Source organism: Haloarcula laminariae, from assembly GCF_025457605.1.
Classification (GTDB): domain Archaea; phylum Halobacteriota; class Halobacteria; order Halobacteriales; family Haloarculaceae; genus Haloarcula; species Haloarcula laminariae.
Genome location: NZ_JAMZFY010000001.1, coordinates 632,736 through 645,359 on the forward strand (window position 1 = coordinate 632,736; position 12,624 = coordinate 645,359).

Below are 12,624 nucleotides of genomic sequence, written 5' to 3' on the forward strand. Positions count from 1 at the left end.
GCCGCCGGGGTTCACTCCTCGGGTTCGGCGGGCCGGTCCAGCCGCGTCGTACACCAGTGACAGAAGTCGAGGTCGTCTTCCAGTTCCTTCCCGCAGTGGGGGCATTTCGTCCCCTCGACGACTTCGGTCTCGACGTTGCCCCGCGTGGCCATGTAGAAGGCGTCGGCCATCGAGAAGGCCGTGATGACGAACAGCACCAGTGTCGCCTCCGTCGGTACGTTCTGGCTGACCGCCACGAGGGCATCGAGGGACAGCCCGTCGCTCAGCGGCGCCATCACGGCATCGTCGATGAGCAGCGTCGTCGTGCTGAACACGAGCCCGAACCACAGGACCGCTCGCAGCCACTCCCGGAGATAGACGTGTCCCAGGCCGGGATAGATAAACGCGAGGACGGCGGCGAGCCACGGCCGCTTGCGTCCGGTATCGGTCATACTCCCCGAATCTAGCGGGGACACCCCTATATCTTCCGAACCCGCGACATCGTCCGGTCACACCGGCGAGGGTGCGCTCTCCAGCTGTTCGACCAGCGACCGCAGCGTCGCCAGGTCGTACTGGCCCGGCGCGGTCGCCGCCTCGGGGTCGACCGGCGCGTAGCCGATACGCGAGCCGTACAGCGGAGCGACGGCACGGGAGTGACGGCCCGCCTCGCCCATGCACATCGTCGCGACGGTCTCGCCGGCCGCGGAGAGTTCTCGCGTCGCGCCCAGCATCGCCAGCACGTCGTCGGGCGACTGCGCCGTCGAGGCCATCTTCCCCACGTCGCCGTACTCGCAGGCCCGTTCGAGCCGGTCGACGATGGCCTCGCGCTCGGGCGTCGCTTCGAAGTCGTGGGTCGAGACGACGACTGACGCCCCGTGGTCGCGGGCGTGGTCGGCGATCCGACCGGCGTCGTGGTCGCCCTCGCCCGAAAGCACGGCGAGTTCGAGGTCGACGGCAGTGACGGCGTCGAACTCGACGGCGCGCTCCAGCGCGTCGAGCCGCGCGGCGGTGTCGTCGGCCTCGCCGCCCTCCCAGGCGACGCGGTTGGTCACCAGCACCGGCAGCTCCCCGTCGTAGGCGTCGAGTTGGGCGAGCGGGTCGGCGGCGAGGTCCATCCGTAGCTCGATACCGTCGGCGTCGGCCCGCGCGTGGGGCTCCATCGCGAGGTCGGCACCGGCCGCGAGCAGCCGGAACGAACTGAAATCCATATCCGGGCTTGGCGGATGCGGGCCAAAGTCCCGTCGGTGTCTCCGCGCCGACCGTCCGTGTACGTACCACTGCGTCGCGGTCTGTGGTCAGTTCGCCGTCCCTATCGCTACCGTAAGGTCGACTGGACTCGACAACGGTCTGTCGGGTTTATTTATGCTGGTTTGGCACCCTCTCTCATGAGCCATAACTACTGGTTCCGAGACCGGAGCGGAGCACCGTCACACTGGACGAGTCGACAGTGGCGGGCGGCCCCATGACACGGGCGCTGACGCTCGTCCTCGTCGCCCTGCTTCTCGGCAGCGTCGTCTCGGTGTCGGCCGCCCAGCTCGGCACCGGCCCCCAGCAGGTCGACGAGGGCGCCCAGAGTGGCGACGCCGTCGACTACGAGGCACTGAGCGAGCGGCTCGATGCGCTGGCATCGGTCAACGCGACGAGTAACGGCCAGCCATCGAACCTCTCCGAGGACGAGCGTGCCGCCGCGACCCGCGGCGCAGAGGCCGGTATCAACCTCACCCAGCAACAGGGCGTGAACGTCACGCAGGAACAGCGCCAGGCGGCCATCGACGCGGCCCGGTCGGCGGCGAGCCGGCAGCAGAACGCCTCCGGCGAGGAGATAGCGGCCGCCGCGACGGGCGCGACCCACGGCGCGTTGCTCCAGAGCCAGTCGGTGAACGTCACGCAGCTCCAGGCCGGCATCTACGCGAGCACCGCCGGAGCGCTGTCGCAGTCACAGACCGCTGAGACGGCGCAGCTACAGTCCGCGGCGTACGGCGCGGCCCACGGGTCGGTCGCCCAGCACCAGCGGGTGAACGTCACACAGCTCCAGTACGCCGCCGTCGGGTCGGCCGCCGGCGCCGCTGGCGGCGCGGCCCAGCAGGTGACGGTGTCCCAGATACGGGAGGCCGCACAGGGGGCCGCCTACGGCTCGCTAACTGGGAACCAGTCCGTGTCGGTCACGCAGATTCAGGCAGCGGCGTTCGGCGCGGCCGGCGGCGGCGCCGAGGGGGGCGACGACCAGGACCCGAAGAAGGTCCAGGAGGCGTCGATGGGCGCCGCCTCGGGGGCGGTCGTTCAGAGCCAGTCGGTGTCGGTCACGCAGATTCAGGCCGCCACTCGCGGCGCCTGTCGCGGCGCGCTGACGGCCGGACAGGAGGCGTCGGTCACGCAGATTCAGGCCGCCGCCGCGGGGGCGAGCCAGGGGACCGTCGTCCAGATTCAGCAGGTGACCATCATCCAGATACAGACCGCGGCACAGAGCGCCGCGAGCGGGGCCATATCGCAGTTCCAGCGCGCGACCGTCACGCAGATACAGTCGGCCGCGAAAGGCGCCGGTGAGGGCGCCCTCTCGCTGACCCAGCGACAGACGGTCACGGTCGAGCAGATACAGGTCCGGACCGCCGGCGCCGCTGCCGACGCCGCCGGAACGGCCGCGGAGATAAACATCTTCAACGAACAGACAATCGAGGTGTACGCCAGCGGCGGCGTCGAGTCCGACCGGGCTCCCGACGGCGGTACCGATACTGACGAGGACAGCCTCCGGAGCCTCTTCGCGTCGGCCGGCGACGGGGGCGTCTTCCTCGCGAACCCCAACGACGAGGCCGTGACCGTGACGCTGACGGGCGAGGACAACCCGCAGACGGTGACGCTCGCCGCGGGCGAGTCCACGACGGTGGACCTCGACGCCGGCACGTACACGCTGACCGCCGAGACCAGCGACGGTCGCACGGTCCAGATTGCCGGCCGGGACGAACTCACGCTGTCGGTCGGCTCCGCGCTCCAGAGCCTGAGCGCGTCCGTCGAGAACCAAACGGTGACCGTCGGCAATCCGAACGACGACCGCGTGCGAGTCACTGTCAGCGCCGACGGCGAGGCCGTAACCGAGTTCGAGGTCCCGCGCAACTTCGAAGCGAGCCAGCGGCTCGACCCCGGCACGTACACGCTGACCGCCGAGACCACGAGCGGAGAGGGCGTCCCCATCGACGGCTCGGACGAGGCCACCGTCAGTATCGAGGGCGACCAGCCGGAGGAGCCGGAGGAGCCGGTGAACCTCTCGGTCGCCGTCGACGGCCGGAACGTCTCCATCGAGAACCCCAGCGACACGTCGGTCAACGTGACCGCGGCGCCCGAGACCGGAGAGAACGTGAGCGTCGACGCAGCGGCCGGGGAGACCACGACGGCGACGCTCGCCCCGGGCAACTACACGCTGACGGGTGAGGCCGGGGACCGGACCGTCCTGCTGAACGGCTCCGAACAGCTCGCCGTCAGTGTCGAGGACGGGGGGCCCGCCGAGCCGGTGAATCTATCCGTCGCGGTCGACGGCCAGAACGTCTCCATCGAGAACCCCAGCGACACGTCGGTGAACGTGACCGCGGCGGCCGAGGGCGGTGACGACCGGACCGTCGACGTGGCCGCCAACGAGACAGTCACTGAGACGTTCGCGCCGGGCAACTACACCCTGACCGGCGCCGCCGAGAACCGGCCGGTCGACCTCAACGGCCAGCCGGAACTGTCCATCACCGTCGCATCCGACCAGCCCGACGAGCCGGTGAATCTCTCGGTCGCCGTCGACGGGCAGAACGTCTCTATCGAGAACCCCAGCAACGCATCGGTGAACGTGACCGCGGTACCCGAGACCGGCGAGAACGCGAGCATTGACGCCGCGGCCGGGATGACGACGACGGCGACGCTCGCCCCGGGCAACTACACGCTGACGGGTGAGGCCGGGAACCGGACCGTCCTGCTGAACGGCTCCGAACAGCTCGCCGTCAGTGTCGAGGCCGAGGGGCCCGCCGCGCCGGTGAATCTCTCGGTCGCCGTCGACGGGCAGAACGTCTCTATCGAGAACCCCAGCAACGCGTCGGTGAACGTGACCGCCGCGCCCGAGGAGGGCGCAAACCGGACTGTGGCCGTGCCGCCGGCGGACACGGTCACCGAGACGTTCGAGCCGGGTAACTACACACTGACTGGAGCGGCCGGGGACGGCCGCCCGGTGTCACTGAACGGCTCGGACGCGTTCAATATCAGCGTCAGCGCCGAGCCGCTCCAGCCGGCGAACCTGACCGTCGAGGTCGACGGACAGAACGTCTCGGTGGACAACCCGAGCGAGACCAACGTGACCGTCACGGCCGCACCCGAAACGGGTGCGAACGTGACGCTGAACGCACCGGCTGAAGGAACGACCACCGAGGCATTCGAGCCGGGTAACTACACGCTGACTGGGACGGCTGAGGACGGCCGCCCGGTGTCGCTGAACGGCTCGGACGCGTTCAATATCAGTATCAGCGAGGAACCGCTCCCGCCGGCGAATCTGACCGTCGAAGTCGACGGGCAGAACGTCTCTATCGAGAACCCGAGCGAGACCAACGTCACTGTCACGGCCGCACCCGAGACGGGCGCGAACGTGACGCTGAGCGCACCGGCCGGTGAGACGACTACTGGAGCGTTCGAGCCGGGCAACTACACGCTGACCGGAGCGGCCGAGGACGGACGTGCGGTGTCGCTGAACGACTCGGACACGCTCGATATCAGCATCAGCGAACCGTCGCTCCCGCCGGCGAACCTGACCGTCGAGGTCGACGGGCAGAACGTCTCCATCGAGAACCCCAGCGAAACCGACGTGGTCGTCACGGCCGCGCCCGAGGTGGGTGCGAACGTGACGCTGAGCGCACCGGCCGACGAGACGGTCACGGCGCCGCTGGAGCCGGGTACCTACACCTTGACCGGCACGGCGGAGGATGGCCGCTCGGTGTCGCTGAACGGTTCGGAACAGCTCGCTATCACCGTGGAGTCGCCGCCGGCGACCGACGAACCGACGCCGACGGAGACCGAGACGCCGGAGTCGACGCCTGAACCCACGGCGGAACAGACCCCTGAACCGACGGCCGAACCGACTCCGGAGTCTACCCCGGAGCCGACTGACACGCCCGAACCGACGGCAGAACCGACCCCTGAGCCGACCGACACGCCCGAACCGACTCCGGAGTCTACCCCGGAGCCGACCGATACGCCCGAACCGACGGCAGAACCAACGCCCGAACCGACTCCGGAATCCACCCCTGAGCCGACCGACACGCCCGAATCGACGCCCGAGCCGACTGACGACGAGTCGCCCCTGGGGGCTCTCTCGGGACTCCTCCCGTAATCACTCGACGGGCGTGTGGGTGACGCGGTACCCTTCGTCGGTGCGTGCCACCGCGTCGACGGCGTGGAAGCGGATGCGCCGTTCCTGTTTCGTGTTGACGGCGAAGTCGTAATACTCGGCCTCGTAGCCCGGCTCCTTGCCGTCGGCGCGGCGCTTGGCCACCCACTCCCGGTGGGCGTCCAGACGCTCTTGGGCGATTCGTTGGGAGCGCTCGCCGACGCGGTCGACGCGGTCGTCGAGGGCCGCCAACAGGTCGGCGTCGCGCTCGATACCGACGGAGTCGCGGCCGGCCACCATCGCCGCCAGCGTCGTCGTGCCCGTCCCGAGGAACGGGTCCAGGACGGTGTCGCCCCGGACCGAGAACATCGAGACGAGGCGGTGGGGAATCGCCAGCGGGAACGCGCCGGAGCGGTCCCGCAGCCCGTCGTCGATGTCCTGGGTCTCGCCGGGGAGGTCCCAGAGGTCCGAGAACCACTCGTTGCGCTCCTCCCAGAAGTACGCGCTCTCGTAGCGGCGGTCGGCCCCCGGCTCCAGCGTGCGGCGCTCGCCGTTGCGGAAGACGAGGATGTGTTCGTGTTCCAGCGTCGGATAGGCGTTGGGCGGGACCATCCCAGAGCCCATGAACTTCGCGCCGCTGTTCGTCGGCTTGCGCCAGAGGATGTCGGGCAGCGCCCGCAGACCATGGTCTGTCAGCCGGGTCGTTATCTCGGCGTGGTTGGGGTACTGACGGAAACCGTCGGAGAGCGAGCGGGTGGCGTCGCCGACGTTGATGCAGGCGATGCCGCCGGGGGCGAGCACGCGCGCCAGTTCGGCCCAGACGGTATCGAGCACGTCGTGCATCAGCGAGAAGGCGCGGTCGCCGTCGCCGGCCCCGAGCGCGTCGGCGATGTCGGGCTCCAGGGCCCCGAAGATGTCGTCCCACATCTCTATCATCGGATACGGCGGGGACGTGACGACCAGTTCGACGCTGTCGTCGTCGAGCGGCAGGTCGCGGGCGTCGCCGGTTATGGCCCGGTGGCGCGTCTCCATACGGGTCGATGCGGGGGCCCCGACTTGGGCTTACCGTTCGTCGATAAGCGTCTTTATCTCGTTTATCTTCGCGGTCTGTTGCTCGTTGGCCGCGGCTATCTCCTCAATCTCCTCGGCGACCTCCTCGGCGTTCTCGGCGGTCATGTCGACCATGCTCGCGACCTCCTCGGTGGAGGCGGCCTGTTCGTCGGTGGCGGAGGCGACCTCCTCGGCGCCGCGGGCGGCCTCCTTGACGGAGTCGTCGATGTCGCGCAGGATTTCGACGGTCTCCGTGACCTGTTCGATACCGGACTCGACCTGTTCGTTGGCCTCGTCGATGCTCTCGACTGTGTCCTCGGTGTCCGCCTTGATGTTCGAGACGAGCTGTTCGATTTCGGTGGCGTTCTGCTGGGACTCCTCGGCGAGGGACTTGACCTCGTCGGCGACGACGGCAAAGCCCTCGCCGGCCTCGCCGGCGCGGGCGGCCTCGATGGAGGCGTTCAGCGCCAGCATGTTCGTCTGGTCGGCGATGTCGTTGATGACATCGACTATCTCGTCTATCTCGTCGATGCGTCCACGGAGCTGTTTGACGTCCTCCGAGACCATCTCGTTGGCCTCGTCGACGGCCTCCATGGCGTCGATGGCGTCGTCCGCGACGTCGCGGCCCTCGTCCGCCAGCTCCCTGGCGCGCTCGCTGACCTGCTGGACCTGGTTCGCGCTGGAGGCGACCTCCTCGACGGTCGCCGAGAGGTTCGAGACTTCCCCCGCGACCTCCCGCATGTTGTCGGACTGCTGGTTGGCGAGGTCGCTTATCTCCTGTGAACTCCCAGAGACGTTCTCGGACGTGCGCAACAGTTCGTCGATGGCACTCCCGAGCTCCTGTTCCGTCTCGTCGGCCATCCCCTGACCACCACTACCGAAGTCCGTAGCCATGTACTGAACGCGTCTGGCCAGCGAATTAAACGTACCTCCGCGGTTATCAGCCCTGATTCTCCGCGGGCGAAAAAGTGCCGGTCAGCCCGTACTGCCGGTGGTACCAAACTGACGGAACCGCCCCCGGCGGCGGATATATCTCCGAACGGACAGCCGGCGATGTCAGGCGACGGGGAGGTCCTGCTCGGCTTCCAGCAGCTCGTGGTAGCGGTTGCGAATCGTGACCTCGGAGATGTCGGCGACCTCGCTGACGGCGGCCTGCGTGGTCTTCTCGTTGGTGAGCAGGGCAGCGGCGTACACCGCGGCGGCGGCCAGTCCGACCGGCGATTTCCCGGAGTGGACGCCCTGCTCCTTGGCGTTCTGGAGGAGCTGGCGGGCGCGGTGTTCGGCTTCGTCGGAGAGCTCAAGCGAGGAGGCAAAGCGGGGGACGTAGCTCTCGGGGTCGGCCGGCTTCACTTCGAGACCCAGCTCGCGGACGACGTAGCGGTAGGTGCGAGCGATTTCGCTTTTCTCGACGCGGGACACTTCAGTGATCTCGTCGAGGCTCCGCGGGACGCCGGCCTGTCGAGCGGCGGCGTAGACCGAGGCCGTCGAGACGCCCTCGATGGAGCGGCCCGGCAGGAGGTCCTCGTCGAGGGCCCGCCGGTAGATGACGCTCGCGGTCTCGCGGACGTTCTCGGGGAGACCCAGGGCCGACGCCATTCGGTCTATCTCGCCCAGCGCCTGCTTGAGATTGCGTTCCTTGGAGTCACGGGTGCGGAAGCGCTCGTTCCACTTGCGCAGGCGCTGCATCTTCTGGCGCTGCTTGCCCGACAGGGAGTTGCCGTAGGCGTCCTTGTCGCGCCAGTCGATGTTGGTCGACAGCCCCTTGTCGTGCATCATGTTCGTCGTCGGGGCGCCGACGCGGGACTTCTGGTCCTTCTCGCTGGAGTCGAAGGCGCGCCACTCGGGGCCGCGGTCTATCTCGTCCGACTCGACGACCAGTCCGCAGTCCTCACACACCGTCTCGCCGTGTTCGTCGTCGATGACGAGCGAGCCGCTACACTCCGGGCAGGCCGTCGATTCCGACTCGGTCGATTCCGCTTCTGTCTCCTCTGTGTGCTGTCGCGTTCGTGTTTCGTTCATTGGTTGCGATGGCGGGGGCTCACCGGGCACAGACACTGCTGAGGAACCCGGAGGCAATCGGTAAAACTGAATCCGTTCGAAAGACATTTAAAAATTGTGGTATCGGGTGGTTGCCGACAGTCTCACGCCACCTACGACCGGTTTCCATACGGTAGCGGACGCCATTCAAATAACAACCATCATGAATCATCCGGTAGTTACCCCGGCCATGGACATCGCTATCGGGAGCGAGAACCCGGTGAAAGTGAGCGCGGTCGAGCGTGTCTGTCCCGACGCCGAAACGACTGCCCTCGCGGTCGATTCCGGCGTCCCGGAACAGCCCTGGGGCCGCGAGGAGACGGTCCGGGGCGCCGACAACCGCGCGGCCGCCGCCCGGTCGGCGACTGGCGCCGACTACGGCGTCGGTATCGAGGGCGGCGTCGCCGAGCGCGACTCGCCGCCGGGGCTGTGGCTCATCATGTGGGCCGCCGTCACCGACGGCACGACGACCCACTTCGGCGCCGGCCCGTCGATTCGCCTCCCAGACGCCGTGGCCGACCGACTCCGGGACGGCGAGGAACTCGGCCCCGTTCTCGACGACGAACTCGGCCGCGAGGCGCTCGGGAAACAGGAGGGCGCTATCGGCGTCTACACCGGCGGGCGCGTCGGCCGGACGGACGCCCTTGCCGACGCCGTCGCCGGGGCCGTCGGCCCGTTCGAAAGCGACGCCTACTGACGGCCCAGTATCTCGTTCAGGCGCGTCTCGACGCTCCCGTGGCCCGCGAGCCCCCGCAGTTTCCGGAGCGTCTTCTCCTCCTGGCCGAGGTTGGCCTCCAGCGGCGCGACCACGTCGTCGCCGACCTCGGCCGTCCTCGCCGTCCGCAATAGCCCCTCGTAGCTGGTTATCTCGATGCGTTCCGTCGCCGTCGCGACGTCGAGATAGTAGTCGTCACGGACGGCGTCGGTCGCCGCCCGTTCGTCGAACGCCGCGCGGTCGGCCAGCAGGCCGTCGACGAGCGGGCTCTCGCGCCGCTCCGGCTCCGCACCCAGCGCCTCGAAGGCGGCTTCGACGCGCCGGACCTGCGTCTCCGTCTCTTTGCGATGAATCGCGAACCCCTTGCTGAGGTTCTCGTCCGTCGCCGCCGCAGACAGCGATTCGAGTTCGTCGACTAGCTGTCGTTCCATCTCGTAGACGGCGGCCAGTTTGTCCCGGAACAGTTCCTCGAACGTCTCGATATCCTGTGGCGTGCTCACTGTGTCTCCCGTGGTGTCGTTGACGCGGCCGTCGGAAAACAGTTGTCTAGCTGTCAGTTCACGTCGTGGTTTCGCGAGAACCACCACTGGAGGACTCGCTTTCCGGGACAGCTACCGGCGACTTCGACGCCCGCCCGCATCACCGGTGTCCGCATCGATTCGGGGAGGAGCGCCGCGATAGCGACGCCGGCTTTCGCGGACGACCCGACGCTGTATCGCCGCCGCGGGTCGTCGCTGTCGGCCGCGATGCGTATCGTCTCCGCGACCGCCTCGGGCGTCGTGATGCCCGGTCCGCCGGACTTGACCGTGTGGAGCAGCTCCAGAATCTCGTAGAGGTCGGTGTAGGCCGCCCCGTGGTCGACGTCGACGAGTTCCTCGCGGACCCGGTCGTAGAACTCGGTCGCGACCACCGTCGGCTCGACGATGACGACGTCGATGCCCTTGCCGCGGACCTCCTGACGGAGGGCCTGGCTGGCGCTCGTCAGCGCCGACTTCGACCCGCTGTAGCTCCCTGTCCCGGCCATCGGGAACCGGTCTGTGAGGCTCGTCACGTTGATAATCGTCCCCGACCCCTGTGCGCGCATCTGTGGCAACGCGGCCCGTATCGTCCGATGCGGGCCGAAGACGTTCACGTCGTACTGGGCCGTGACCTTCTCCAGCGGCACGTCCTCGACCGGCCCCATCTGGCCGAAGCCGGCGTTGTTGACGAGACAGTCGAGTTGCCCCTGCTCGTCGACGACCCGTTCGACCACCCGCTCGACGTCGTCCTCGGATGTGACGTCCAGCCGCGCCGTGTGGGCGCCCCGCTCGTCGAGCGCGGTCAGTTCGTCCCGGTCGCGAGCCGTCGCGTACACCGTCCAGCCGTCGTCGAGGAATTTCCTGGCGGCGACGCGCCCGGTACCCGACGAGCAGCCGGTGATGAGAACCGTATCACGCATCGCGTCGACGTAGGTGCTGTACCGTGAAATGTCCTTGAGCGCAGGTCCTCGGCGTTCTCTCGCCGACTACGTACCGGAAGCGTACCGAGAGAGACGTCCTGTGGCACGTGGGTTCGGCCGAAGAAATCGGTCGTACCCGTTGGGTCAGTCGTGAGCCGGCACCGTAATCTGCCGGACCCGACTGGGAACTCACCGGCCAATCGTTACAACCGACCGTTCAGTCGTCGACGGTGGCGGCCTCGACGTCGCCGACCTCGCGGCTCTCCTCGACGGCGGTGGTCAGCGAGACGTTGAGCCAGGCCATCGAGGCGACGCCGCCGAGGATGGTGACGGCGTTCTTGACGGCGTGGTCGACGATGGCGATGCTGAGTGCGGCGGTGACGCCGACCGGGGTCAGCGGCGCGACGATGATGGTGAACGCGCCCTCGTAGAGCCCGACGCCGCCCGGGGTCAGCGGGAGCACCTTCGCCAGGTTCCCGACGCTGACCGCGAAGAAGCCGACGGCGACCAGCGACGGGGTCAGCGAGTACCCGAACGCCGCGAAGACCGCGAGCGCGGTCAGCACGTCCAGCGACCAGATGGCCAGGCTCCCGATACCGACGCGGGCGAAGGCCGGCCCGTCGGCGGTCACCGTCTGGATGTCGGCGACGAACCCCTCGACGACGCCGGCCACGTAGTCGGCGTAGGAGTCCTCGCTCAGGCGGCCGATGGTCGCCCGGACGAAGTTGGCGTCCGTACGGGCGCTGGCGACGATGGCGACGACCGCCCCGATGGCGGCGAGCCCCACGGCCGCGGCGACGTAGACGGCGGTCTGACCGCTCTGTGCGGTGTCGCCGCCGACCGCGTTGCCGGTGATGGCGGCCAGCAGGTCACCGGCCGAGCCGGTCGCGGCCAGCCCGACCATCACGACGCCGGCCAGGACGGTGATGGTCAGCAGATCGAAGACGCGCTCGACGGCCAGCGACGCGAAGCCGGAGGGATAGGGGATGGAACGGCGGGCCTTGACGACGTAGGCGCGGACCCCGTCGCCGAGCCTGGCCGGGAAGACGAGGTTGCCGGTCTGGCTGATGAACACCGCGCCGGTGAGAAAGCCCCACTTCTCGTGAAAGCCCATCGAGTCCAGTATGTCGCGGTAGCGCAGGCCCCGAATCGGCCACGAGACGGCGTAGATGAGCGCGCTGACGGCAACGAGGGCGGGCGAGGCGCCGGCCATCTCCGCCAACACCGTCCCCGGGTCGAGATACTGCGTCATCAACAGCAAGGCGACGACGACCAGCAGCGTTCCGGCGCCCATCGACACCCGGCGGGTGATGCGCGGGCTGACCGACAGCTCCCAGAAGGTGCGGAGAATCTGGCTCCCCATGCCGAAGACGTCCCGGACGATGTCGACCTTCGAGTCGCCCTTTGGCTCCCAGTCGACGGGGAACTCCTTGACGCGATACCCCTCGCGCTGGGCTTTCACCAGCAGTTCCGTGTCCCAGAACCAGTGTTCGTCCTCGACCTTGGGCCCGAGGGAGTCGAAGGCCGTCCGGGAGACGGCCTTGAACCCGCACTGGTGGTCCTGCAGGTCAGAGCGGAGGACGGTCCGCACGAGCGTGTTGAAGCCGATACTCGGGATTCCCCGCTTGGCCGGCCGGTCGGCGCGGTTCTCGGGCATCCACCGGGAGCCGGTGGCGACGTCGTACTCGCCCGAGCGGACGCTTTCGACCAGCTCTTCGAGGTGGCGCATGTCCGTGGCGAGGTCGGTGTCGAAGTACACCAGCGTGTCGCCGTGGGCGCGCTCGAAGGCGTACTCCAGGGCCCCGCCTCGGCCGAGCCGCTCGTCGCTGTGGATATGCCGGATTCGGTCGTCCTCCCCGGCCATCCGCGTCGCGATGTCGGGCGTCCGGTCGTCGCAGCCGTCCTCCGCGACGATGACCTCGAAGGTGTCCGCCGGCAGAAAGGTCCCGAGGGTATCGAGCGTGACCGTCACCGTCCGCTCGATGGTGTCCTCCTCGTTGTACGCCGGGAGGACGACACTCACCTCGATATCGTTCATTGACACTCTTTGCGCTGTCG

Annotated in this window: 10 protein-coding genes; 2 read left to right on the forward strand and 8 right to left on the reverse strand. The window is 68.4% G+C overall.

The genetic code is table 11. The features are described from left to right. Positions 1-11: 11 nt before the first annotated feature. Positions 12-431, reverse strand: coding sequence for a zinc ribbon domain-containing protein (locus NJQ98_RS03295; protein ID WP_262175625.1), 420 nt, complete (start codon positions 429-431; stop codon positions 12-14). A gap of 57 nt (positions 432-488) precedes the next feature. Continuing rightward, the gene (locus NJQ98_RS03300; RefSeq protein ID WP_262175627.1) at positions 489-1,187 is read right to left on the reverse strand and encodes a type I 3-dehydroquinate dehydratase; all 699 of its coding nucleotides are present in this window, start codon (positions 1,185-1,187) and stop codon (positions 489-491) included. Between the two features lie 254 nt (positions 1,188-1,441). Here NJQ98_RS03300 and NJQ98_RS03305 point away from each other — a divergent pair, with 254 nt between their 5' ends. After that, a complete protein-coding gene (locus tag NJQ98_RS03305; protein ID WP_262175630.1) occupies positions 1,442-5,329 on the forward strand; it encodes a hypothetical protein in 3,888 nt (1,295 codons plus the stop codon). Here the strand turns inward: NJQ98_RS03305 and NJQ98_RS03310 are convergent, their stop codons facing one another. The 3 genes from NJQ98_RS03310 to NJQ98_RS03320 all read right to left on the reverse strand — a co-directional run bounded on the left by NJQ98_RS03310 (position 5,330) and on the right by NJQ98_RS03320 (position 8,395). Then, entirely contained in the window at positions 5,330-6,358 is a 1,029-nt protein-coding gene (locus NJQ98_RS03310; RefSeq protein ID WP_262175631.1) for a DNA-methyltransferase, read from the reverse strand. 30 nt (positions 6,359-6,388) lie between these two features. Further along, positions 6,389-7,270 carry a methyl-accepting chemotaxis protein gene (locus NJQ98_RS03315; RefSeq protein WP_262175632.1) on the reverse strand — a complete coding sequence of 294 codons (882 nt, stop codon included), beginning with the start codon at positions 7,268-7,270 and terminating at the stop codon, positions 6,389-6,391. Positions 7,271-7,432: 162 nt separating this feature from the next. Then, positions 7,433-8,395, reverse strand: a complete 963-nt coding sequence (locus NJQ98_RS03320) for a transcription initiation factor IIB (RefSeq protein WP_262175634.1) — start codon at positions 8,393-8,395, stop codon at positions 7,433-7,435. 208 nt (positions 8,396-8,603) lie between these two features. Here NJQ98_RS03320 and yjjX point away from each other — a divergent pair, with 208 nt between their 5' ends. Further along, a complete protein-coding gene (gene yjjX / locus NJQ98_RS03325) occupies positions 8,604-9,110 on the forward strand; it encodes an inosine/xanthosine triphosphatase (protein ID WP_262175636.1) in 507 nt (168 codons plus the stop codon). On the opposite strand, the gene NJQ98_RS03330 is transcribed toward yjjX, so the two are convergent. From NJQ98_RS03330 to NJQ98_RS03340, 3 genes are all read right to left on the reverse strand, one after another. After that, the gene (locus tag NJQ98_RS03330) at positions 9,104-9,628 is read right to left on the reverse strand and encodes a YciE/YciF ferroxidase family protein (RefSeq protein WP_262175637.1); all 525 of its coding nucleotides are present in this window, start codon (positions 9,626-9,628) and stop codon (positions 9,104-9,106) included. The two genes, yjjX and NJQ98_RS03330, sit on opposite strands and share 7 nt — an antisense overlap. A 53-nt stretch (positions 9,629-9,681) precedes the next feature. Further along, positions 9,682-10,566, reverse strand: a complete 885-nt coding sequence (locus tag NJQ98_RS03335) for an SDR family oxidoreductase (protein WP_262175641.1) — start codon at positions 10,564-10,566, stop codon at positions 9,682-9,684. A gap of 217 nt (positions 10,567-10,783) precedes the next feature. Then, complete coding sequence (locus tag NJQ98_RS03340) at positions 10,784-12,604, reverse strand: flippase-like domain-containing protein (RefSeq protein WP_262175644.1); 1,821 nt, start codon at positions 12,602-12,604, stop codon at positions 10,784-10,786. Between the last annotated feature and the right edge of the window lie 20 nt (positions 12,605-12,624).